The sequence below is a fragment of the Flavobacterium sp. B183 genome (assembly GCF_023539155.1).
GTDB classification, from domain to species: domain Bacteria; phylum Bacteroidota; class Bacteroidia; order Flavobacteriales; family Flavobacteriaceae; genus Flavobacterium; species Flavobacterium tructae.
Map to the genome: position 1 here is coordinate 5,324,031 of NZ_CP097434.1, position 24,670 is coordinate 5,348,700.

Here is a 24,670-nt window from a genome sequence, read left to right on the forward strand (position 1 = left end):
ATGCTAAAAATTCTTAATTTATGCTTAAATTTACAATCTAAATCAATTCAGATGGATATTCATTTATACAACGAAAGTCCTTTCGAAACGATCATCTCCTTTCATAAGCTTATCGAATCTTTCGAAGAAATTGCTTTGTCGGATGTTGATTACAGGGCTAACTACGCAAAAGCCATTTTAAAACAAATAGAATCAATTCCTGAGCTTAGAACGGGAATTAAGGAATATGCCCTTATTAAAGACAATGAAGCTTTAATCAGGAATCTTTTGGCTGATATCTTCCCAACTGCTTTGACAAATAACGAAATAAAAGCGGTTACTATCCCTTTTCAGAATTTATATTTCAACTATACGGAACGCTTTAAAAAAATCTTAAGCAACGCAGGATCAGAGTTTGATATGGAAATTCGGGATTTTGACGATCATCAGTTCTATGTCAACAACTGCTGTATTATTTTAGGTGCCTATTACAAACAGCGTATCGATTTTAACAACCCTTTTTTCTATGATATTCCCGATGAAAATGGAATAGAAAAGCACTATCGTATTCTGTACAATGCCGATTTCATGGAAGTCATTCCAACAGAAAAATCAATAGCTTTAACTCAGGATGATATTGACTTACTGCTGGACAACTACCACGATCTTGAACTCTGGAAATCGAAATTCCCTGCTGGAAGCTGGATTTTAAAAGGTTTTGGAATTGTTTCTTTGTTCGACGCTACTACAGAAAGTGCAATTTCAAACCTGAAAAGCAACTTATTGAAACCTGATTCAAAAACGGCTGCTACAAATGAAATTGTATTCAATATTTTTAAATCGATTTTTAAAATTCCAGATTTAAAGGTGGGATTTATTGTATACAATCCGGAGGAAGAAAAATTTATCAGACCTGTTAAATTTGACACTCAGATGCAGAGTTTTCTACTTTCAAAAGATCAGGAAATTGATTGCAAGAATGCTTTTTTCGGATGTACCTTCGAGAAATTACTAAACGATAAAGAACCTTTGGTGATCTCTAATGTCGAAAAATTTATTGCCGAATCACATAATATAAAATTGGGGGAGCACCTGCTAAAACAAGGAATCCAAAGCTGCGTTTTTGCTCCTATCATAAAAGATGGGCAGTTACTGGGCGTTGTAGAATTAGTTTCTTCCCAAATAAAAGCGCTCAATACGATTAATGCTACTAAACTGGAACTGGTACTGCCTTATTTAACTGATACAATTGATCGTTACAATACGGATATGCAGCATCAGATTGAAGCCATTATTCAGCGCGAGTACACCACCATTCACCCAAGTGTGTACTGGAAATTCAAAAAAGAATCGCAAAACTATTTCCAAAACATCAATCACACTAAGGATTATATTTTTAAGGAAATTGTGTTTAAGAACGTATATCCGCTTTATGGTCAAATTGACATTAAAGGTTCTTCCGAACATCGAAATGAAACGGTTAAGATCGACCTTAAAAATCAATTGACTGCTTTGCTGAAAATTTTCGAATCTCAGAATACAAACCACAATCTGGTCCTCTTGGAACAGCGTAAATTTGAACTGGAATCTTTTCGCGATGAGCTTGACGCTCCTTTAAAAGCAGATACCGAGCAATATATTCAGCGTTATATTGAAGAAGAAATTCATCCTCTTCTAAAAAATACAAAAGAAACCGAAAAAAGCGAAAAACTGGAACGGAAGTACTTTGAGAGTCTTGACGCAAAAAGTGGACTGTTTTATCAGGAGCGAAAGAAGTTTGATAATGCGATGTCTATTATCAACAAAAAACTAGCCTCGGTTCTGGACAAGAAACAACTCGAAGCACAGCAGATTTACCCACACTATTACGAACGATTTAAAACAGATGGTGTTGAGCATAACCTCTATATCGGAGCTTCTATTGCGCCAAATCAACCCTTTGATATGATGTATCTGCACAATTTACGCTTGTGGCAGTTACAAACCTTGTGCGAAATGGAACTTGAACATCATCAGCTTAAAGAATCACTCCCGTACGAACTAGATGTGACTTCTTTAATTTTAGTGTTTACTTCTCCGCTTTCGATCCGTTTCAGAATGGATGAAAAACGCTTTGATGTTGACGGAACCTACAATGCCAGATATGAAGTGGTGAAAAAACGCATCGACAAATCGAATATCAAAGGCACAAAAGAACGTATTACGGAGAAAGAGAAAATTACAATTGTGTATTCTCAAAACAGTGAGGAAGCTGAATATTTGAAGTACATCAAATACTTGCAGCACAAAAAAATTCTCGAGCCTTCCATCGAACAATTTGAAGTCGAAGACCTTCAGGGAGTTTCGGGTCTAAGAGCCATTCGTGTTAAAGTAATCAACAACAATACAAATCCCGTAGCGAAAAAAATTACCTATCAGGACTTATTAGATGAGCTCAACTAATTTTTAGTTGAGCTTTTATATGGATTTAAACGCAATTACAAAAGAGATTACGGTAACAATGATACCGATCATAAAAAGATTGTAAGCAATACGCAGTAAATTATATTTTCGCTGTAACACCAACCCTAAATAATATAAATCTTTTATCATGGTCGAATACAGGTAATCTTTATCCTTCATCATTTCGTTCATCGCCCAGTCATATTCTTCAAGAGGCATTTTATAGAAGTTTCCAAAGAATAATAAATTAATTTTCTTGGCTTCGATATCCTCACGTGTAAAAACACCGGTTGTTACTTTTGGTCGCGTAGATAAAATAGCAAAAATAATCGTCACTACACTTGAAATCAGCATGATAAAAGTGGGGACAACCAAATGCGCATTCTTCGGACTGTCTAATTTAGGGATAATCGTAGAAAGTGCAATCGAAATGATAATAGCATTTACAGACAATAAAATATTTGCTTTACTATCGGCAATCCCACTTAAACGCGTATGATTTCCTAAGGTAACACGAAACAATGTGTCGATACCACGATCCGGTTTTTCAATTTTATCTCTCTTTCTATTCTCTTCCTCGATTTTTTCGGTCTCTTTCTTTTCCTGCTTTTCAATCTTTTTCTGAACCATCAACAGATTCCTCTCTTTTAAAGGCTGCCATTTTCTAAGTGCATAATCCGTGTAAAAGCGGTGCTTGTTCATTAGAAAATTCAGGTTTTCTTTTGCCCATTCGGCATTTGAAAAGTTTAAATTCCAGGTATTCTTTAATTCAATTCGCAATAATTCACAGGTCGTTGCATACTCAGTACCCATAAGATGAGCAAAATCGGCATCCTTGATTATTTTCTCCAAATGTGTTTTAGGAATATACTCTTTTACGGTGGCCAGAATCAAACCGGAAACCTGTGATATGAATTCATCCGACAATTCTTTTTCCTTCAAAAAAGCCGTAGCAATTTTCACACTCTCTTCTTCATGTTTTTCATAACCATTAATGTACCCGCTATCATGAAACCAGGCTGCCACTAAAAGTACTTCCTTCTCCTCAGCCGTAACATCTTCCTTTTTACAAAGCTCTTTTACAGCATTTACGACCGTTAAAGTATGGCTAAAATTATGATAAGAATATAAATTAGAAAGTTTATCTTTGAGTAAATTACTAACAAAATCTTCGGATTGTTCTATTAAATTCATAAAGAATATTTTTACACCACTAAATTATGAAATTGTTTTTGGATAATCATTTTATTGCGAAAATTAAAACCTGTTCTTTGGCAATAGCTGTCTTGCTGCTCCCCTATTCCTGTGCGACTCATAAAGCACAATATGGTAAAAATGTCAGTGCTAACGAAACGGAAAACGCAACAGATACCATAAAAATTGCACACACTTTTTATTTAGTGGGTGATGCCGGAAACGCCGACGAAGAAAAAGCACAACAAACTCTTGAATTACTGCATCAAAAGCTAAAAAAAGCGAGTAAAAAATCGACCTTACTTTTTTTAGGAGATAATATCTATCCGAAAGGTTTTCCTGCCCATAATGAAGGACCGGAAAAGACTTTGGCCGAAACGAAACTGACCAATCAATTAAAACTTACCGAAGGATTTAAAGGAAAAACGATTGTCATTCCCGGAAACCACGATTGGTACAATGGTATCAAAGGCCTTGAACTTCAGGCTGAATTTGTTACTAAGTATTTAAACGATAAAAAAGCCTTTTTACCCCGAAAAAGCTGTGCTATAGAAGCTGTTAAAATAGACAGCACAACTGCTTTAGTAACGATTGACAGTGAATGGTTTCTGGAAGACTGGAACAACCACCCTACTATAAATGACAATTGTGATATTAAAACCAGAGAAGATTTCTTTGACGAACTGGAAAGTGTTCTTAATAAAAATCAGGAGAAAACGGTCATTCTTGCCATACATCATCCCCTCATGAGCAACGGATCCCATGGCGGTCAATATTCGTTGGAAAAGCAACTGTTCCCTCTGGAACAAAAAATTCCGCTTCCGGTAATTGGTTCCTTTATTAATTTACTGCGAAAAACTACAGGTGCCAGTCCGCAAGACATTCAAAACAAACAATATACTGCTTATGCCAAGCGTATTAAAACGCTGCTGCAAAAACAAAAAAATGTGATTGTCGTTTCCGGCCACGATCATAATCTGCAGTATGTAAACAAGGAAAATATTAAGCAGATTATTAGCGGTGCCGGATCAAAATCTGAAGCTGCAAGGGCCATTAATTCAAATGATTTTTCTTATGGAGGAAACGGTTATGCTACCTTAACTTTATTCAAAAGCGGAGATGCGAAAGTTTCTTTCTTCGGAAATGAAAACAACCACGAGAAACTACTTTTTGAGCATGAAATCATAAAGGCTAAAGAAATCAACTGGGCTGCTGATATTCCGAATAATTTCCCTCCTAAAATTACGACTTCTATCTATTCTCAAAAAATGACTCAGAAAAGTCTGTTTCATAAATTTCTTTTTGGAAACCACTATAGAAAATATTACAGTTTACCCGTTGAGACTAAAACCGCAACTCTGGACACTTTAATGGGAGGTTTGAAACCTATTCGTGAAGGTGGCGGACACCAGTCTAAATCTTTAAGAGTCTCGGATCCTAAAGGCCGTGAATATGTGATGCGTGCTATGAAAAAAAGCGCTACACAATTTTTACAATCTGTAGCTTTTAAAGATCAGTACATTGTTAATGATTTTGAAAACACCTATGCAGAGAATTTCTTATTGGACTTTTATACTACTTCACATCCCTATACTCCCTTTGCAGTGGGCAATCTTGCCGATAGAATAGGGCTGGCACACAGCAACCCTATTTTATATTACATTCCGAAACAAAATACTTTAAAAGAATTCAATTCGAATTTTGGAGATGAATTGTACATGGTCGAGGAAAGACCTGCTGACAACCATTTGGAAGGGAAGAATTTTGGAAATCCAACCAATATTATCAGCACATCTGACATGATGAAAAACCTTCATAAAGATGAAAAATATACCGTTGACGAAAACGAATACATAAAAGCCCGTTTGTTTGACATGCTTATTGGCGATTGGGATAGACATGACGACCAATGGCGTTGGGGAGAATATAAAAAAGAGGGAAAGGTCATTTATAAACCTATTCCCAGAGATCGCGATCAGGCTTTTTCAAAATATGACGGGACTTTGCTTTCGCTGTTGATGAACATTCCTGCACTGCGCCACATGCGTACTTTTAAAGACAAAATCGACAATGTAAAATGGCTTAACAGAGAACCTTACCCGCTTGATTTGGCTTTCTTAAGAACTGCCGAAGAAAAAGACTGGATTGCTCAGGCAAAATACATTCAGGAAAACTTAACCGATGCTGACATTGACAATGCTTTTAAAAGTTTACCAAAAGAGGTTCAGGACGAAACGATTAAAGACATTCAACAGAAATTGAAAAGCAGAAAGAAAGAACTTCAAAAATATGCTTCTGAATACTTTGATGTTTTAAGTCATACCGTAATGATCGCCGGAACAGATAAAAAAGACAAGTTTGTAATTCGCCATAACGCCAAAAAAACACTCGAAATTCAGGTTTTCAGAGTTAAAAAAGAGGGCGACGAATTGGTATATACTAAAACCGTTACCGATGCTAAAACCTCCAACTTATGGATTTACGGTTTAGATGATAATGATACTTTCCAGGTAACCGGCAATGAAAAATCGAAGATAAAAATTCGTTTAATAGGTGGACAAAACAATGATACCTATAACATTGAGAACGGAAAAAGAGTGATCGTTTATGATTTTAAATCAAAACAAAATACCTATAATCTGGATTCAAAAACCGGAACTCAACTAACAGATGATTACGACGTTAACCTTTACAATTACGAAAAGCCAAAGTATAATGTGATTTCAGGGCTTCCAAATATAGGGTACAATCCTGACGATGGTGTAAAGCTTGGCTTTAATTTAAACTATACCGTAAACAATTTCAAACAAAACCCTTACACCCAAAAACATGTGTTAAACGGTTTTTATTATTTCGCAACGGAAGGTTTCGAATTGAATTATGCCGCACATTTTCCGGGTTTGCTTGGCAAGTGGGTTATTGACGTTGAATCGCAATATACAACTCCAAATTTTACAGTGAATTACTTCGGATATGGGAATGAAACGATCAATAATACAGAGCAATTCGGAATGGATTACAACCGCGTTCGCATTCAGAAGTTTAATGTTTCAGCGGCGATCCGACATGTTGGTCGATATGGAAGCGAGTTTAGCATCCAGCCCATGTTTCAACAAATGAGAGTAGAAGAAACTAAAAACCGATTTATTGATATTCCAAACATCATTAATCCGGAGATTTTTCAAAGTCAGACCTTTGGTGGTGCGAAAATCAAGTACCATTTCAAAAACTCCGACTTTGCGGCAAAACCTACTTTGGGAGTTACTTTCATGATCTCGGCAGCGTGGTTAGCCAATCTAAATGAAACCAGGCAAAACTTCCCGACTCTTGAAAGCCTTTTAGGATTTACGCATAAAATTGATTCTAACGGAAAGCTGGTTTTAGCTACACTTTTAAAAGGAAAAGCGATCCTAAATAACAATTACGAATTTTATCAGGGTGCGGCTTTAGGAGGCGATACAGACTTACGCGGTTATCGAAACGAACGCTTTCTGGGAAGTTCTTATTTTTCTCAAAGTACTGATTTACGTCTTAGCATTGGTAAAATCCAAAAAACAATTGCTCCGTTAACCTACGGGATTCTGGGTGGTTTTGACTATGGAAGAATCTGGCTTGACGGTGAAAATTCCCGAAAATGGCATCAGGATTATGGCGGCGGACTTTGGCTGAACGCAATCAATGTACTAACGGCAAGAATCACTTATTTCAAATCACCTGACGAAACCGGAAGAGTCATTTTTGGAGCGGCTTACAGTTTTTAACTAGAGGTTCTGAGATGCTAAGTTACTAAGGTTCTAAGTTTTTTTTGCCACGAACTCACGAATGATTTTGTAATTTAAAATTCGTGAATTCGTGGCTAACTTTTTATTTTAAAGGTACTGAGTTACTGAGATTCTAAGCTTTCTTTCTCAGTATTCAAAAATGATACAGTAAACTAAAATTCGCGAATTCGTGGCAAAAAACCTTAGAGCCTCAGCACCTCAGTACCTCAGTCCCTTTTTATTTTAGCTTAAACTCATAAACATTCCCACCAGTCTTGTTTGCCTTTTCATCAGCAATCAGCAAGGTGCTGTTGTCTTTAAAAACAACAGCTTCTTTTTGCGAAAAGTGATCTAATTTAATTTCCGTTTGCGATCCTTTATGAAACAAATCATTTTTATACCCTTTAAACAAAACGATTTTATCATGACTCAGCAAAGCTACTTTTTTACCATCAGGGCTAATGGTTGCACTTGTTAAAACACAATGATTGTAATTATCACAAGTTTTAAACTCCCCTATTTTAATCGCTTTCTGAGTTCCCGGAGCATTTAAAATCTTATAAATAAAAGCCGTTCCATCGAAATTCTTACTACGGTTTTTGGTAAACAGATAAAAATAATTCCCGTGTTCAAAAAAGCCTTCGACATCATAGAACATTTCTTTTTTCTTCGGAGGAAATTCTGTTTGTTCCGGGTAGGAAAATGAAACCTTATACTCTGCGACAGCTGAATCTTTATTCAACTGATTCTTATTGACTTTATAAATACACAAATCTTTGCGCTCGTTGTCGTTATTTCCAAAATCTCCTATATAAACATTCCCGCTTTTATCTCTGGTAATATCTTCCCAATCTACATTAGTCGCATTTGAAACAACAATCAATCTGGCTATCTTTCCATCTGATTTTATGGCATAAATTTCATTTTTATTGCCACTGTCTTCTATCGCATAAATTAAATTCGTTTCAGGAAAATAAGTAATTCCCGAAACTTCTTTTAGCTTCTTCGGAAGTGCGTACAACGTTTTTAAATTTGTATTGGATTGTTGCTGACAAGCCAATAAGGCTATAGAAGCCCCGAGTAAAAAAAACTTTTTCATAATATCTTCTTTTAATTTAACCTAACTAAAACCTGTTACCCGCCAAAGATTTTTATTGAGTGCAGCACTTAAAGTAGGTTTGTATTTTTAAAATTGCGTGTAATAAATTCAAAAGCAGCAAACATAATATGTCCCATAGATTTAGCATTCTTGAACTTCATATCATTGGTATAACGGTACAATTCCATTTTTAGTTGATTCAGATGCTCTTCTGTCGAAATCGTATCGTGACACATGATATTCAGTAATTTTTTGATTCTGGTTTCGGCTGAATGGATACGTTTTGCCAAAATCGCTCTTTCCTCATCCTTGTACTGAATAATGGACCGGTCCTCCAATTTTTCTTTAATCAATTTGATCATCGGATAATTTTCTTTGAAAAACTGGGGACGATACACTTTAAAGTTTCCTTCGTAACATTGCTGATCAAAATCAATTGGACGGATTTTATAAACTACCTGATCGAAGTCATGAATGGGAACAATCACATAATTATAAGCACGCATATCACCCAAAAGCCTAATCATACAACGTTCGTTGAACTTCACAAATTCTTTTGCAATCTGTGACTTTTCCATTTCCGTACAACTATCCAATAAAGTATCCATAAAAACGTCACCCGGGATTCCGATAATATGCTCTTCAATTAAAGTATCCTTAAAAACCAAAAAATTGATTTTATCCGGTGAAAGAATATCCTCCAACTCTAATCCGTAAATTCTTGAAGCATCTGCTTTTTTGATATAAAAATGAACATAATTATCATTGAGAATATTACGAACTTTTATTCGGAAAGGTTTAGAATTTCCAAAAGTACAGTAATCAATTGCATCAATATTCAAATACTGAATGATCTCGTTATTTCCATCAGAATGTAAAAGGGAATAGATTTTTTTCAGATTCAGATCGATCTCATTTCTCTCAAACTCGCTGTAATACACTCTGATCCATAAAGTATCCGTTTCATTTTTATCATAAACATTAACCGAGCCTGAAAATCGCAATAGATCATCATAGAACACCGATACTTTCGAAATACGTTCGTATCGCTCTAAATAACTAAGAAGAGACGGCATTAAAGGATAAGACGGTTTTTTCAAAACCATTAAAGGTTCGCTCATATTTTTGAATATCTTTATTACAAATTTAAATGAATAGCATCATATAAATAAATTTAGCGTAACAAAATAAAAGTTGAATCGTCTTACATAAAACTAAAACCGAAATAAATTTGGAAACCATACTTACTATCGAGAATCTTCACAAAAGATACGGGCGCATTCAGGCCTTAAAAAATGTATCTTTTGAAATACAAAAAGGCCACGTTTATGGCATATTAGGCCCTAATGGAAGCGGTAAATCGACCACTTTAGGAATTGTCCTGAATGTTGTAAACAGAACTTCGGGAAATTATACCTGGTTTGGAGGAAAGGTACAAACACATGAAGCACTAAAAAAGTAGGCGCCATCATCGAAAGGCCCAACTTTTACCCGTACATGACTGCCGAAGAAAACCTGAAACTGGTTTGTAAAATAAAAAGCATCAATTATTCTAAAATCAGCGAAAAGCTTGATTTAGTTGGGCTATCCGAGAGAAAAGACAGCAAGTTCAGCACCTTTTCTTTGGGAATGAAACAGCGTCTTGCCATTGCTTCGGCACTCTTAAATGATCCGGAAATTTTAATTTTAGACGAACCAACAAATGGTTTAGATCCACAGGGAATTCATCAGATCAGAGACATTATCCGAAAGATTGCGTCACAAGGAACCACTATTTTACTGGCCTCTCACCTTTTAGACGAAGTAGAAAAAGTATGTTCGCATGTGGTTGTTTTGCGAAAAGGAGAAATTTTATACTCCGGATCTGTCGATGGAATGTCAGCCAATGAAGGTTTCTTTGAACTTCAGTCTGATGACAATCTGGCGTTGAAAACCATACTGGAAACACATCCGGCAGTTGAAAAAATCACCGAAGAAGACGGTAAAATCCTGGTTTATTTGAACTCTGATTTATCCGCTTCTGAACTCAATCATTTTCTGTTTTCTAAAAATATTGCTTTGAGCCATCTGGTAAAACGTAAAAACAGTTTAGAAGCGCAATTTTTAGAATTAACCAAGAACGCCATTATCCAAAACAACTAAACCATGAACAGACTAATTTCTATAGAACTACAAAAAATCTGGAAAAACAAAGCCAGCCGCATCCTCACTTTAACTTATTTCATACTGCTTTCGTTCATCGCTTTAATGGCTTCGATCAAATTTGACATAGGTCCTTTTAAATTCCATTTGGCAGAAATGGGTATTTTCAACTTCCCTTTCATTTGGCATTTCAATACTTATGTAGCCGCCTTACTTAAACTTTTCCTTGCAATCGTTATTGTTTCTATGATGGCCAATGAATACAGTTACGGAACTTTAAAACAAAACCTGATTGACGGTTTAAGCAAAAAAGAATTCGTTCTGTCCAAGTTCCTAGCAGTTGTACTCTTTGCATTAGCCTCTACCATTTTCGTATTCGTTATGAGTGTAATTCTTGGACTGTGCTTTTCATCCTATACCGAATTTGATGTTATTCTGATGGATTTAGACTATCTTCTTGCCTTTTTCGTAAAACTCACCGGCTTCTTTGCATTCTGTTTGTTTTTAGGAATTTTGGTAAAGCGTTCGGCTTTTGCATTAGGTTTTCTTTTGGTATGGAGTATAATAGAAGGAATTATGAAAGGAGTTTTGATCTTTAAGATTTTCCCTGAAAGTTCAGTGGGTCAAACGATCATGAATTTTTTTCCGCTGGAAGCCATGTCAAATCTAATCATTGAGCCTTTTTCAAGATTATCCGTAATTCGTTCAATAGGAACACAAATTGGGGTAGAAAATACCAAAGATTATGGCGTACATTATACTTCGGTTTTAATCGTTCTGATCTGGACATTCTTATTTGTTTACTTCGCATACAAGCTATTAAAAAAGAGAGATTTGTAGTATATTTGTTGTACTATGAACTATTTTAAAATCTTATCACTAGTCTATTTTGTGTGTTTACTCTCTTTAAAAGTAAACGCACAAAATATTAGTATAGACGATACCAGAACTGCTGAAGATTTAGCAAAAAATATTTTAATTAACAGCGCTTGTATCAATGTTACTAGTGTTAATGCAACTGGAAATCCTGCTAATACGGGTAATAGTTATGCTTATTTTAATTCGGGCGGAGGTAGCTTTCCCTTTTCAGGAGGTATTGTTTTAAGTACATCACCAAGTACAAATGCTTCAGGTCCATTTATACGATCAAACTCTATTGGCGTTACTAACGATAAGTGGCTGGGAGACTCAGACTTAAATCAGGCCTTAAACAATAACTCGAGTAAACAGGCAACTGTTCTGGAATTTGATTTTATCGCTTTAGCCAACTCCATCAGCTTTAATTATATTTTTGCTTCAAACGAGTATCAAACCTACTATCCGTGCATCTATTCTGATGGTTTTGCTTTTTTAATAAAAGAAGCAGGCACTAGTGACCCTTATAAAAATTTAGCCGTCTTACCCAATACGACAACACCGGTTGCTTCTACAACAGTTCATACCAAAATTGAGCCCGCTTTTGTCAATGGCACCAACTATCCGGGATGTGACCCTTTAAATGAAAATTTTTTCAATGGCTACAATACCATTAATAGCCCCATAAATTACGCAGGGCAAACTGTAGTTATGAATGCTCATACAGATGTAATTCCCAACAAAAAATACCACTTAAAACTGGTAATTGCTGATGATCCGACAGGGCAATTCAACTCTGCTGTTTTTATAGAAGCCGGTAGTTTTATCTCTAGAATAAATCTTGGAACCAACAAAACAATTGCCGATAAAAATCCAGCCTGTTTTGGAGAAAGTATTGTCTTAGATACACGTCTGGACAGCAATCTTTATACTTTTAAATGGTTTAAAGAAACTACCACCGATAACTATGCAGAAATTTCTCCGGCAGAAACCGGTTCTGCCTATACTGTTATAACATCTGGCAATTATAAGGTTGAAGCCACACTAATAGGAACAACTTGTGTGGCCACCGGAAAAATTAAAATTGAGTTTGCTCCTGAGATTCTATCCACCAACACTTCATTAGTACAATGTGACGATAATACCGACGGAATATCGGTTTTTGACTTGACAAAGGTCGCTAATATTGTGAAAAACAATGTTGCCGAAACGCTGAACAAAGGATACTACGAATCACTAGCTGATGCTCAAACTAAAACGAATCCAATCTCAACTCCTGAAAAGTATAGTAATAAATCCCAAAATCAGGTCATTTACGTCCGTCTTGAAAACCAATATGGCTGTAGTAAAATCGCAGAAGTAACGTTGCAAATTTCCAACACTACAATTGCCTCACAAAATCCATTTGCAACTTGTGACGGAGATGACAAACAAGACGGATTTTATCAATTTGATCTTAATGCACAAGTAACCTCTCAACTTTCGACAGGTTTACCTACGGGCATCACTTTCAGTTACTATTTAAATGTAAATGATGCTCTGGCAGCTACAAATACATTACCTAATATCTTTAAAAACACTACCGCTTTTACCCAAACCATTTATGCTAAAGCCACAAATGGGTCTGATTGTTACGACATTCTTCCCATAACTCTGGTCGTAAACACTTTTGATCCTTCAAATTTTCAAGACGAATCAAAATACTTGTGTAAAGGGGAGCAGATTACCCTGGATGTTGCCACTGGTTTCGCTAGCTATTTATGGAATACCGGAGCTGCATCAAATTCCATTACAGTAAACACGGCCGGTGATTATTCCGTACTTGTAAAAGACATTAACGGCTGCGAAAAAACCAAAAAATTTAAAGTAATACTGTCTGAATCTGCGATTATAAGCGGTGCAGATACAAAAGATTTCTCTGGCGATGAGAATTCAGTTTTAATTCAATATACGGGGGTTGGTAATTATGAATTTTCATTGGATGGAAGTGTTTTTCAGGATGCCCCATTATTCACTAATGTCAAACCCGGAGTTTACAATGCTATCGCAAGAGACAAAAACGGCTGCGGATCATCAAACCAATATCAGGTTTACATTGCAGACTACCCAAGATTCTTTACTCCAAATGGAGACGGTTATAATGATTTATGGCTAATTAAAAACTCCGATCAGCTTCCGGCTTTTAAAATCTTCATTTTTGATCGTTATGGAAAATTACTCAAACAAATGGATCAAAATACACTGGGCTGGAACGGCCAATTTAATAACCAACAATTGCCAGCAGATGACTATTGGTTCAACCTTCAATTTGTTAATGGCAGAGTCATAAAAGGTCACTTCAGCTTAAAAAGATAAAAACTTTACACTTTCTTATTCCGAAAATCTGTAAAGAAATTCCTGTCCGAAAATTTCAAGACAAAAAAAAGCCAAATTCCACTGATTGGAATTTGGCTTTTTATATTGAATTTTAAACTCCTTAGAATTTAAATCTTTTTCTATCAGTTTCTGTCAAATAGATTTTTCTCAAACGAATAGATTTTGGAGTAACCTCTACATATTCATCTTTTTGAATGTACTCTAATGCTTCCTCTAAAGAGAAAATGATTGGAGGAATAATTCTCGCTTTATCATCAGCTCCGGAAGAACGAACGTTAGATTGTTTTTTCTCTTTCGTTACGTTAACACACATATCATCACTACGAGAGTTTTCTCCAATTACCTGACCTTCGTAAATTTCGGCATTTGGTTCAACAAAAAACTTACCACGATCTTGTAATTTATCAATAGAATAAGGAATAGCTTTTCCTTTTTCCATAGAAATTAACGAACCTTTGTTACGTCCGGCAATTTCTCCTTTATAAGGCTCATATCCAATGAAACGGTGTGCCATAATAGCCTCACCAGCTGTTGCAGTAAGTAATTGGTTACGTAATCCAATAATTCCACGTGATGGAATATTAAATTTAACGATCATACGTTCCCCTTTAGTTTCCATACTCAACATTTCACCTTTACGCATGGTAACAAACTCTACCGCTCTACCTGAAAGATTCTCTGGCAAATCGATTGTCAATTCCTCAATTGGCTCACATTTTTGACCATCAATTTCTTTGATGATAACTTGTGGCTGACCAATTTGCAACTCATACCCTTCTCTTCTCATTGTTTCAATAAGAACAGATAAGTGAAGTACTCCACGACCAAAAACCATGAATTTATCAGCAGAATCAGTTTCACCTAACTTCATCGCTAAGTTTTTCTCTAATTCTTTTGTCAATCTTTCTCTAATGTGACGAGAAGTTACAAATTTACCTTCTTTACCAAAGAAAGGAGAGTCATTAATAGTAAACAACATACTCATTGTTGGCTCATCAATAGCAATAGATGCTAAACCTTCAGGATTTTCAAAATCAGAAATAGTATCACCAATTTCGAAACCTTCAACACCAACAATAGCACAAATATCTCCTGCAATTACTTCTGTTACTTTTTTACGTCCAAGACCTTCAAAAGTATGTAATTCCTTAATTCTAGATTTTGTTACGGCACCATCTCTTTTTACCAAAGAAATTGGCATTCCTTCTTTTAAGACACCTCTTTCTAAACGACCGATAGCAATACGTCCTGTAAAAGCAGAGAAATCTAAAGATGTAATCAACATTTGAGGATTTCCTTCTGAAACTTTAGGAGCAGGTACATTATCAACAACCATATCCAATAATGCTTCAACATTATCCGTTACGTTTTCCCAGTGGTCAGACATCCAGTTGTTTTTAGCAGAACCATAAACTGTTGGGAAATCCAACTGCCATTCTTCAGCACCTAATTCAAACATTAAGTCAAAAACTTTTTCATGAACTTCTTCAGGAGTACAGTTTTCTTTGTCCACTTTATTGATAACTACGCAAGGCTTAAGACCTAAGTCAATCGCTTTTTGTAATACGAAACGAGTTTGTGGCATTGGGCCTTCAAAAGCATCCACTAGCAAACATACACCATCGGCCATGTTCAATACACGTTCTACTTCACCTCCAAAATCCGCGTGGCCAGGAGTGTCAATAATATTGATTTTTGTTCCTTTATATTGAACTGATACGTTCTTTGAAGTAATAGTAATACCTCTCTCACGCTCTAAATCGTTATTATCAAGAATTAAATCACCTGTGTTTTCGTTGTCACGAAATAATTGACAGTGATACATAATTTTATCAACCAAAGTGGTTTTACCGTGATCGACGTGGGCAATAATTGCAATGTTTCTAATAGATTCCATCTGTGATTTTTAATGGGTGCAAAGGTACACTTTATTTTGATATAAAAAACGTTTCTGCGATAGTTTGCGTAGAGACAAGTAATTAGTAACCCAAAAACAATGTAAATTTAAGTCTAAATTGAACTTTTGTTATTGTTTAATTATAGTTAATTTAACTATATTTGAGTGATGAAAAGTAAAACTCTCCAAATTACTCTAGTTTATATTATCATATCGTTATTTGTGGCAATCATCTGTCATAAATTACTTACGACTTACTTTTCAAAGACCGATTACTACATTGTTTTTTTTTTAAAGGACATTTTTTTCATCCTGAGCACTGCACTGTTTTTCAAATACATACTTTCTAAAAACGAGAAAAAAAACATTGCTATTTTCAAAAAATTAAAGGAAACAAACGAAGAAATAAAAGAATCAAACGAAAAATATGACATTGTAGCCAAAGCAACAAGTGACACCATTTGGGATTGGAAAATCCAGGAAGACAGCATCAATTGGAACAAAGGAATAGAAAACGTTTTTGGATACAATCCAACGGAAGTTGGAAAAACATCCAAATGGTGGTTTGACAAGATTCATCCGGAAGATAGCATCAGAATGTCTATCAAACTATACTCTTTTATAGAACAAAAAACAGAAAAATGGCAGGATCAGTATCGTTTTAAATGTGCCGACGGGAGTTACAAATATGTTTTGGACAGAGGTTTTCTTCTCAAAGATGAAAACGGAAGAGCCATCAGAATGATTGGAGCCATCCAGGACATCACCAAACAAAAGGAAGAAGAACAACGATTAAGACTTTTAGAAACTGTAATTACACAATCTAAAGATTCCATATTAATAACAGAAGCCAATTCTCCAGATCGAAAAATACCTAAAATTGTCTACGTTAACCCTGCTTTTTCACAAATGTCAGGATACATGTCAAATGAAATAATTGGAAAATCACCCAATATTTTCAAAGGTCCAAAATCCGATTCAGAAGAATTAAAAAAACTCTTAAGAGCTATAAAAAATGAAGAAGAGTGCCTAATTGAGACTATAACCTATACTAAATCAAAAGAAGAATACTGGGTAAGATTCTCGATGATCCCTATTTTTAATACTGAAGGCGTTATTTCACACTGGATCTCCATTCAAAGAGACATTACCGATGAAAAGAAACTAGAGACGGAAAAAGAACACTTAATTAGAGAATTAACCCAAAACAACAAAGACTTAAAACAATTCTCCTACATTACCTCACACAATTTACGTGCGCCATTATCCAATTTAATCGGACTATTAAATCTTATTGAGGACATCCCTGTCGAAAACGAAGAACTCGAAGAAATCCTGTCCGGTTTCACAAAATCAACACATTTGCTAAACGAAACCATTAACGACTTAGTAAAAGTAATCATCATCAAAGACAACCCTTCTATGCAAAAAGAGGAAGTCTCACTACAAGAAGTTTTTGAAAATGTATTTAGTCAGCTATCATTTCAAATCGAACTGCACAAACCCATTATCAAACTCAAATTCGATAAAGTTCCGTTGCTAAACACAAACAAAGCCTATATCGAAAGCATTTTATTAAACCTACTTACCAATTCTATAAAATACAAATCAGAAAACAGAAAATTAAAAATATCCATTACAGCAGAACAAATCGACCAAAAAGCAGTTCTAACTTTCAAAGACAACGGAATTGGAATTGATTTAGAAAGAAACCGCGACAAAGTCTTTGGACTGTACCAACGATTCCACAACTACCCCGACAGTAAAGGACTAGGCTTATATCTTGTAAAATCACAAGTCGAAACCATGGGAGGAACCATCAGTATTGATAGTGAAGTCAACAAAGGCACCACATTTACAATAACATTCAAAAACTAACTCATATGCTGGAGCAAATTTTATGTATAGACGATGATCCAATCACGTTGATGTTATGCAAAAAAGTAATTTCGAAATCATCATTCTCAAAAGAAATCATCACAGCTCAGAATGGTGAAGAAGCATTACACCATTTCAATACACTTAAATACACCAACAACAAAAACAAAGCAAACAAAAAACCGGAACTGATTTTTTTAGACCTAAACATGCCTGTAATGGGCGGTTGGGAATTTCTGGATCATTTCACCTCTCCGGCTTACAAAGAATTCAATACCGCAAATGTAATTGTTCTCTCCTCTACTATTGATCCTGAAGATTTGGCCAAGGCAAAAAAATACCCCATTATAATCGATTTCCTTTCAAAACCAATCACCCTTCCAATGCTGGAGTATCTTAAAAAGAAAATTGGAATCTAACCTCAGAATTTCAAATTCCAAATTTCAAATTCCAAACCACAATCAAATACTACTAAACCTTAAAAATCTTCGGAATAATACAAACAAAAAAAAGTCCTCAAAGAGGACTTTTATATTTTTATCAAATTGTAATTAATTACAATTTAGCAACATGTTTAGTTAATTTAGACTTCAAGTTAGAAGCTTTATTATCATGAATGATGTTCTTTTTAGCTAATTTATCAATCATAGAGATAACAGTTGATAATTTAGAAGATGCATCAGCTTTATCAGTAGCTAATCTTAACGCTTTAATAGCATTACGAGTAGTTTTATGCTGGTATCTGTTAAGAACTCTTCTTTTTTCGTTACTTCTGATTCTTTTTAATGCTGACTTATGATTTGCCATTTTCTTTTAATTTTTAGATGTAATAATTATTATAAATACTAGTTAAAAAAGAAAAACCTCCCACAATTATAAAACAATCACTTTGGTTTTAACTAATAAAACAAAAACCGAGACACCAATTTTTATTTTACAAAACTTATTTACAACTAATTTTTGTAGTCTGTAAGGGAATCGAACCCCTGTTACCAGGACGAAAGCCTGGAGTCCTAACCCCTAGACGAACAGACCATCATCGTACTAAGTTTTCTTCAATTTAAAGAAATTGAAATTTGTAGTCCGTGGGGGAATCGAACCCCCCTTACCAGGATGAAAACCTGGCGTCCTAACCGATAGACGAACGGACCATTACATCAAGTTAAATAACTTTGTCGCAGAAAAAAAGTAGTCCGTGGGGGAATCGAACCCCCCTTACCAGGATGAAAACCTGGCGTCCTAACCGATAGACGAACGGACCGTGTGTTTCTCTAATGCGGATGCAAAGATACATCTATTTTTTAGTTGCACAATAGCTGATGCAATTTTTTTTATTTTTTTTTAATATGCCTTAGCAAAAAGCACTCTTTTAGAAGATGGATTCCCAGTAAACACACAGGTTCCCGCTTCTTCAACAGCATCCAAAGGAATACAACGAATCGTTGCTTTTGTCAGGTCTTTTATCTTCTCTTCAGTAGCCGCTGTACCATCCCAATGAGCCGATACAAAACCACCTTTTCCATCTAAAATTTCTTTAAATTCCTCAAAGCTATTTACTTCCGTAATATGCGTATCGCGATAATTCAATGCTCTATTGAATAAATCAACCTGAATCTGCTCTAAAAGATCATTTACATAATTCACAATTCCGTCATTAGAAACAACCTCTTTAGTCAGTGTATCACGTCTGGCAACTTCAAAAGTTCCATTTTCTAAATCTTTTGGCCCAACCGCGATTCTAACCGGCACCCCTTTCAATTCCCATTCCGCAAACTTAAATCCAGGCTTCTGAGTTGTTCGGTCGTCATATTTAACAGAAATCTTCAGCTTTCTTAATTTAGCCGTCAATTCATTAACTGCAGCTGTAATTTCAGCCAATTGCTCGTCTGTTTTATAAATCGGAACAATCACCACCTGTATTGGCGCTAAATTTGGAGGCAATACCAATCCCTGATCATCAGAATGTGTCATAATCAACGCCCCCATCAAACGGGTCGAAACTCCCCATGAAGTTCCCCAAACATGCTCCTGTTTTCCTTCGGCATTGGCAAACTTAACATCAAATGCCTTCGCAAAGTTCTGTCCTAAAAAGTGAGAAGTCCCTGCCTGCAATGCTTTTCCATCCTGCATCAAAGCTTCAATACAATACGTTTCATCAGCACCTGCAAAACGTTCTGTTTCGGTCTTCAATCCTTTTACAACCGGAATTGCCATAAAATTCTCTGCAAAATCAGCATATACATGCATCATTTTTTCAGATTCCTCTAAAGCCTCAGCTTTTGTAGCATGAGCCGTATGCCCTTCCTGCCACAAGAACTCAGCAGTTCTTAAAAACAAACGTGTACGCATCTCCCAACGCACCACATTCGCCCATTGATTAATCAACAAAGGTAAATCTCTGTAAGACTGAACCCAACCTTTATAAGTAGACCAAATAATCGCTTCACTCGTCGGACGAACAATAAGCTCTTCCTCCAGCTTCGCATTTGGATCTACAATAAGCTTTCCGGGTTTTTCCGGATCATTTTTTAATCTATAATGTGTTACAATAGCACACTCTTTCGCAAATCCTTCTGCATTTTTCTCTTCCGCTTCAAACATGCTCTTAGGCACAAATAAAGGAAAATACGCATTCTGATGTCCTGTTTCTTTAAACATTCGATCCAATTCCGCCTGCATTTTTTCCCAAATAGCGTATCCGTAAGGCTTAATAACCATACAGCCTCTAACTCCTGAATTTTCAGCTAGATCCGCTTTTACAACCAGCTCGTTATACCATTTTGAATAATCTTCTGATCTTGTAGTGAGGTTCTTACTCATATCGAATAGTTTGGCACAAATTTTGTTTTAATAATTTTAACTAAATAGTTTGACAAAACTAACTATTTTTGTAATGTGCAACAATAAAAAACACCACAGATATGAAAACTTCTATTTCTTTCCGCCAAAACTCAAGTCATTTTTACTTAATTGGATTATTGAGTTTTCTATTAGCATCGTGTGGTTCTTACCAAAACACTTCCTATCATGACAACGATGGAATTTACGGAGGTTCACCAAGAACGTATGCTCAAGCAAATACCACAAACAATCAATATAAAGATTATTTTAGATCCTTACAAGACGACAATCAGCCAACTGAAATTTTTACAGATGTTGACAGCTATGGCAATTATGCTGTAAATGACAGCACAAAAACCGTTAGCAACTACCCTGCCTGGGGAAGTGCAACCACTGATGTTTCTGTAAACGTATATTCTAACCCTTCATGGTCGTTAGGATTTGGTTTTGGCTACGGATACCCTTACTATGGTTGGGGTTACGGAGGATACTGGGACAACTATTGGGGATACCCTGGCTACTGGGGAGGCGGATGGGGATATCCAGGATGGGGATATCCGGGATGGGGTTACCCTGGCTATTGGGGATCTGGTCATAGATACGGATACAACAACTACTCTTATAACTATGGAAGAAGAGGTTCTGCAGCTTATTATGGAGGAAGAAACTATTCTTCCGGAAACTATATTACAAACAGAGGCTACAGCACCAACAGAACTTACAACTCTAACAGAGACTACACCACTACTAACCGCAGCTATAACAGCAATAGAACCTATAGCACAAACAGAAGTGATTTCTCTGATTCAAGAAGAAATGCGTCTGTAAACGGAAGAACATACAACAACTCCTCACCAACCTTTACCAACAGAGGAAACACAACTCAATACAATAGTGCTGATTACAGCAACAGAAGATCATCAAGCAATTACAACACTAACAGAAGCTACAATTACAACAATAATAATTCTGCACCAACAAGAAGCTACTCTCCTAGCCCATCCCGTTCTATGAATAGCGGCGGTGGCGGAGGAGGAAGATCGTATAGCGGCGGCGGTGGCGGCGGTGGCGGAAGATCATATGGTGGCGGAGGAGGCGGAAGAAGATAATCGCCTCTTTCATTAATCACAAAATCACAATAAAAACTATCCAAATGAAAAAAATATTATTCCTACTTATTACAGGACTAACTGCCAGCGTCTCACATTCTCAGGAAGTATCAGATGCTGTACGTTATGCGCAAGACAATTTAACCGGAACTGCAAGATTCAGAGCCATGAGCGGTGCTTTTGGAGCCGTTGGAGGAGATTTCTCAGCTATTTCCGTAAACCCTGCAGGATCGGCAATATTCTCTAATAATCAGGTTGGAGTAAGTTTTAGCAATCAAAACATCAAAAACAACTCCAACTATTTTGGAACAGGAATTAGTGAAAGTAAAAATTCTTTTATACTCAATCAGGCGGGTGCTGTTTTTGTTTTTCACGACCACAACCCAAGCAACAACTGGAAAAAAATTACAATTGGAGCCACTTATGAAAATACCAATAATTTCGACAACAGAATTGTTTCAGTAGGAACAAACCCAACAAATTCTATTGATAAATATTTCCTAAAATTTGCAAACGGAATTCCTTTGAACGTGATAGATGGACTTAATTACAAAGATTTGTTTTATAACGAACAACAAGCATATATGGGATACTGGGGACATGTAATTGACCCTGTTACCACAAATAGCAACAACACACAATATATCAGCAATGTACCTGCAGGTGGCAACTATTACCACGAGAATGAAGTTTTCACTAGCGGATATAATAGCAAATTAAGCTTCAATATTGCAACATCTTACAAAGACAGAATCTATCTTGGAGCCAACTTAAATGTTCACATTACTGACTACAGAAGATCAACCAGCTTCTATGAAGATAATGACAACCCATTAGAAACAAGAGAAACAATTTCAAGTTTACGTTTTAACAATGAACTATACACTTACGGTAACGGCTTCTCCTTTCAACTTGGGGCTATCGCTAAAGTCACTGATGCATTCCGACTTGGCTTAGCCTACGAATCCAATACCTGGTACGAACTAAACGACGAAACTTCGCAAAGTTTATACAGCACAAGAAAAGCTCAAGGAGGACAAGACATTAACGAAACGGTAAATCCAAAAATTGTAAATGTTTACGACTCTTATACCCTACAAACACCAGGGAAAACCACTTTTAGCGCTGCTTATGTATTTGGAAAATCAGGCCTTATCAGTATTGATTATGCCATTAAAGACTACGGAAACACCAAATACAAACCAACAAACGATGCAGGTTTTAGAGGAGTAAATAGCGACATCAGCAATCAATTGACCAATGCCGGTGAATTAAGAGTAGGTGCCGAATATAAAATAAAACAATTAAGCCTACGCGGCGGATATCGTTTTGAACAAAGCCCTTATAAAAACGGAACTACGATTGGAGACTTAACCAGTTACTCAGGTGGTCTAGGTTATAATTTTGGAGGCACTAAAGTAGATTTAGCCTATTCTTACTTAGAAAGAAAATCGAATCAGGGATTTTTTGCAACCGGATTTACCGATGGAGCGAACGTTACCTCAAAACTAAACAATGTGACGCTTACTTTACTATTTGAATTGTAATTAAAAATAAATAGAATGAATTAAAATCTCCGTCAGGCTCTTACTTGACGGATTTTTTTTAGCCCGGATGGAAGCAGCATCCTTTTGTGTCCGCCTCGGCCGACACAAAAGATATAGCAAACAGCAGGATAAGCTTCATAAAAATCATCTAAAAGAAACGGAAACAAGCGGTGTTTGAATAAAAAAGTGTAATTTTGCACTCCAATTTATAAAAGTATGAGAACCAAGTCTTTAAAAAAGAACAAAATTAACGTAATCACTCTTGGGTGTTCGAAAAATGTATATGACAGTGAAGTGCTAATGGGACAACTTCGTGCTAATGGCAAAGAAGTACAACATGAGGCACCTGCTAAGGAAGAAGGAAACATTATTGTGATCAACACTTGCGGTTTTATTGACAACGCCAAAGCAGAGTCGGTAAACATGATTTTGGAATATGCTGATAAAAAAGACAAAGGATTAGTAGATAAAGTTTTCGTTACCGGATGTTTGTCAGAACGTTACAGACCGGATTTAGAAAAGGAAATCCCAAATGTCGATCAATATTTTGGTACAACTGAATTACCTCAACTGCTTAAAGCTCTTGGTGCTGACTATAAACACGAGCTACTGGGAGAGCGTTTAACTACAACTCCAAAGAATTATGCTTATTTGAAAATTGCGGAAGGCTGCGACAGACCTTGCAGTTTTTGTGCGATTCCTTTAATGAGAGGTTCACATGTTTCGCAACCTATTGAAAAACTGGTTAAAGAGGCTCAAGGTTTAGCAAAAAATGGCGTAAAAGAATTAATTCTAATTGCTCAGGATTTAACGTATTATGGTCTTGATCTTTATAAAAAACGAAATCTTGCCGAACTTTTGGAAGCATTAGCCAATGTTGAAGGTATCGAATGGATTCGTCTTCATTATGCTTATCCAACAGGTTTCCCTATGGATGTATTAGAATTAATGAAACGTGAGCCAAAAATCTGTAATTACATCGATATTCCATTGCAACATATATCGGATTCTATTTTAAAATCGATGCGTCGTGGTACTACTCAGGCAAAAACGACACAATTATTAAAAGATTTCCGTGCTGCAGTTCCGGGAATGGCGATCAGAACGACTTTAATTGTTGGATATCCGGGTGAAACTCAGGAAGATTTTGAGATTCTGAAAGATTTTGTTCAGGAAATGAAATTTGACAGAATGGGATGTTTTGCCTATTCTCACGAAGAAAATACACATGCTTATTTGCTGGAAGATAATGTTCCGGACGATGTAAAACAGGCTCGTGCAAACGAGATCATGGAATTACAATCGCAAATTTCATGGGACTTAAACCAGGAAAAAGTAGGACAGGTTTTCAAATGCATTATTGACCGAAAAGAAGGAGCTCATTTTGTAGGGCGAACTGAATTTGACAGTCCGGATGTTGATAACGAAGTTTTAATTGACGCTTCTAAGCATTATGTAAAAACAGGAGAATTTGTTAATATAAGGATAATAGAAGCGACAGAATTTGATTTATACGGAGAACCTGCTTAAATTTACGCTAAACAAGTATC

At 36.0% G+C, this 24,670-nt stretch carries 15 protein-coding genes, 3 tRNA genes and 1 pseudogene; 10 read left to right on the plus strand and 9 right to left on the minus strand.

Translation table 11 applies throughout. The annotated features are described in order from the left end of the window. Positions 1-51 precede the first annotated feature (51 nt). Entirely contained in the window at positions 52-2,421 is a 2,370-nt protein-coding gene (locus tag M4I44_RS21830; protein ID WP_249966105.1) for a GAF domain-containing protein, read from the plus strand. Between the two features lie 15 nt (positions 2,422-2,436). Here the strand turns inward: M4I44_RS21830 and M4I44_RS21835 are convergent, their stop codons facing one another. Further along, positions 2,437-3,615: a Pycsar system effector family protein gene (locus M4I44_RS21835; RefSeq protein WP_249966106.1), complete on the minus strand. Its 1,179-nt coding sequence runs from the start codon at positions 3,613-3,615 to the stop codon at positions 2,437-2,439. Positions 3,616-3,641: 26 nt separating this feature from the next. Between M4I44_RS21835 and M4I44_RS21840 the strand changes: the two genes are divergently transcribed. After that, a complete protein-coding gene (locus tag M4I44_RS21840; RefSeq protein ID WP_249966107.1) occupies positions 3,642-7,376 on the plus strand; it encodes a metallophosphoesterase in 3,735 nt (1,244 codons plus the stop codon). 238 nt (positions 7,377-7,614) lie between these two features. Here M4I44_RS21840 and M4I44_RS21845 read toward each other — a convergent pair whose 3' ends face one another. Together M4I44_RS21845 and M4I44_RS21850 are read right to left on the minus strand one after the other, a co-directional pair. Next, positions 7,615-8,475: an SdiA-regulated domain-containing protein gene (locus M4I44_RS21845; protein WP_249966108.1), complete on the minus strand. Its 861-nt coding sequence runs from the start codon at positions 8,473-8,475 to the stop codon at positions 7,615-7,617. Positions 8,476-8,543: 68 nt separating this feature from the next. Further along, the gene (locus M4I44_RS21850) at positions 8,544-9,596 is read right to left on the minus strand and encodes a hypothetical protein (protein ID WP_017495218.1); all 1,053 of its coding nucleotides are present in this window, start codon (positions 9,594-9,596) and stop codon (positions 8,544-8,546) included. 110 nt (positions 9,597-9,706) lie between these two features. Between M4I44_RS21850 and M4I44_RS21855 the strand changes: the two are divergent. From M4I44_RS21855 to M4I44_RS21865, 3 genes and pseudogenes are all read left to right on the plus strand, one after another. Continuing rightward, a pseudogene (locus M4I44_RS21855) lies at positions 9,707-10,617 on the plus strand (ABC transporter ATP-binding protein). Positions 10,618-10,620: 3 nt separating this feature from the next. Beyond that, complete coding sequence (locus tag M4I44_RS21860; protein ID WP_249966109.1) at positions 10,621-11,457, plus strand: ABC transporter permease; 837 nt, start codon at positions 10,621-10,623, stop codon at positions 11,455-11,457. 15 nt (positions 11,458-11,472) lie between these two features. Beyond that, the gene (locus M4I44_RS21865; RefSeq protein WP_249966110.1) at positions 11,473-13,827 is read left to right on the plus strand and encodes a T9SS type B sorting domain-containing protein; all 2,355 of its coding nucleotides are present in this window, start codon (positions 11,473-11,475) and stop codon (positions 13,825-13,827) included. Positions 13,828-13,948: 121 nt separating this feature from the next. Here M4I44_RS21865 and typA read toward each other — a convergent pair whose 3' ends face one another. Continuing rightward, positions 13,949-15,745, minus strand: a complete 1,797-nt coding sequence (typA, locus tag M4I44_RS21870; RefSeq protein WP_017495214.1) for a translational GTPase TypA — start codon at positions 15,743-15,745, stop codon at positions 13,949-13,951. Between the two features lie 168 nt (positions 15,746-15,913). On the opposite strand from typA, the gene M4I44_RS21875 reads away from it, so the two are divergent. After that, positions 15,914-17,623 (plus strand): PAS domain-containing protein, encoded by a 1,710-nt coding sequence (locus M4I44_RS21875; protein WP_249966111.1) that lies wholly within the window; start codon positions 15,914-15,916, stop codon positions 17,621-17,623. Positions 17,624-17,628: 5 nt separating this feature from the next. After that, complete coding sequence (locus tag M4I44_RS21880; RefSeq protein ID WP_017495212.1) at positions 17,629-18,042, plus strand: response regulator; 414 nt, start codon at positions 17,629-17,631, stop codon at positions 18,040-18,042. Positions 18,043-18,178: 136 nt separating this feature from the next. Here M4I44_RS21880 and rpsT read toward each other — a convergent pair whose 3' ends face one another. The 5 genes from rpsT to proS form a co-directional block, all read right to left on the minus strand. Then, entirely contained in the window at positions 18,179-18,430 is a 252-nt protein-coding gene (gene rpsT / locus M4I44_RS21885) for a 30S ribosomal protein S20 (protein ID WP_017495211.1), read from the minus strand. Between the two features lie 156 nt (positions 18,431-18,586). Then, positions 18,587-18,658 (minus strand) — tRNA-Glu (locus M4I44_RS21890). Positions 18,659-18,702: 44 nt separating this feature from the next. Beyond that, positions 18,703-18,774: transfer RNA gene (locus tag M4I44_RS21895), tRNA-Glu, on the minus strand. Between the two features lie 38 nt (positions 18,775-18,812). After that, positions 18,813-18,884: transfer RNA gene (locus M4I44_RS21900), tRNA-Glu, on the minus strand. A gap of 80 nt (positions 18,885-18,964) precedes the next feature. Then, a complete protein-coding gene (gene proS, locus M4I44_RS21905; RefSeq protein ID WP_017495210.1) occupies positions 18,965-20,443 on the minus strand; it encodes a proline--tRNA ligase in 1,479 nt (492 codons plus the stop codon). 101 nt (positions 20,444-20,544) lie between these two features. On the opposite strand from proS, the gene M4I44_RS21910 reads away from it, so the two are divergent. The 3 genes from M4I44_RS21910 to rimO all read left to right on the plus strand — a co-directional run bounded on the left by M4I44_RS21910 (position 20,545) and on the right by rimO (position 24,650). Continuing rightward, on the plus strand, positions 20,545-21,573 hold the full coding sequence (locus M4I44_RS21910; protein ID WP_017495209.1) for a hypothetical protein: 1,029 nt from the start codon (positions 20,545-20,547) through the stop codon (positions 21,571-21,573). 44 nt (positions 21,574-21,617) lie between these two features. Beyond that, positions 21,618-23,120: an OmpP1/FadL family transporter gene (locus tag M4I44_RS21915; RefSeq protein ID WP_249966112.1), complete on the plus strand. Its 1,503-nt coding sequence runs from the start codon at positions 21,618-21,620 to the stop codon at positions 23,118-23,120. A 216-nt stretch (positions 23,121-23,336) separates the two neighbouring features. After that, the gene (gene rimO, locus M4I44_RS21920) at positions 23,337-24,650 is read left to right on the plus strand and encodes a 30S ribosomal protein S12 methylthiotransferase RimO (protein WP_017495207.1); all 1,314 of its coding nucleotides are present in this window, start codon (positions 23,337-23,339) and stop codon (positions 24,648-24,650) included. Positions 24,651-24,670 lie beyond the last annotated feature (20 nt).

Excerpts from the sequence above, each read along its gene's own strand:
- rpsT (WP_017495211.1), bottom strand. The coding sequence starts at position 18,430 with ATGGCAAATCATAAGTCAGCATTAAAAAGAATCAGAAGTAACGAAAAA.
- proS (WP_017495210.1), bottom strand. The coding sequence starts at position 20,443 with ATGAGTAAGAACCTCACTACAAGATCAGAAGATTATTCAAAATGGTAT.
- M4I44_RS21910 (WP_017495209.1), top strand. The coding sequence starts at position 20,545 with ATGAAAACTTCTATTTCTTTCCGCCAAAACTCAAGTCATTTTTACTTA.
- M4I44_RS21830 (WP_249966105.1), top strand. The coding sequence starts at position 52 with ATGGATATTCATTTATACAACGAAAGTCCTTTCGAAACGATCATCTCC.
- M4I44_RS21845 (WP_249966108.1), bottom strand. The coding sequence starts at position 8,475 with ATGAAAAAGTTTTTTTTACTCGGGGCTTCTATAGCCTTATTGGCTTGT.
- M4I44_RS21850 (WP_017495218.1), bottom strand. The coding sequence starts at position 9,596 with ATGAGCGAACCTTTAATGGTTTTGAAAAAACCGTCTTATCCTTTAATG.
- M4I44_RS21880 (WP_017495212.1), top strand. The coding sequence starts at position 17,629 with ATGCTGGAGCAAATTTTATGTATAGACGATGATCCAATCACGTTGATG.
- rimO (WP_017495207.1), top strand. The coding sequence starts at position 23,337 with ATGAGAACCAAGTCTTTAAAAAAGAACAAAATTAACGTAATCACTCTT.
- M4I44_RS21860 (WP_249966109.1), top strand. The coding sequence starts at position 10,621 with ATGAACAGACTAATTTCTATAGAACTACAAAAAATCTGGAAAAACAAA.
- typA (WP_017495214.1), bottom strand. The coding sequence starts at position 15,745 with ATGGAATCTATTAGAAACATTGCAATTATTGCCCACGTCGATCACGGT.
- M4I44_RS21875 (WP_249966111.1), top strand. The coding sequence starts at position 15,914 with ATGAAAAGTAAAACTCTCCAAATTACTCTAGTTTATATTATCATATCG.
- M4I44_RS21840 (WP_249966107.1), top strand. The coding sequence starts at position 3,642 with ATGAAATTGTTTTTGGATAATCATTTTATTGCGAAAATTAAAACCTGT.
- M4I44_RS21865 (WP_249966110.1), top strand. The coding sequence starts at position 11,473 with ATGAACTATTTTAAAATCTTATCACTAGTCTATTTTGTGTGTTTACTC.
- M4I44_RS21915 (WP_249966112.1), top strand. The coding sequence starts at position 21,618 with ATGAAAAAAATATTATTCCTACTTATTACAGGACTAACTGCCAGCGTC.
- M4I44_RS21835 (WP_249966106.1), bottom strand. The coding sequence starts at position 3,615 with ATGAATTTAATAGAACAATCCGAAGATTTTGTTAGTAATTTACTCAAA.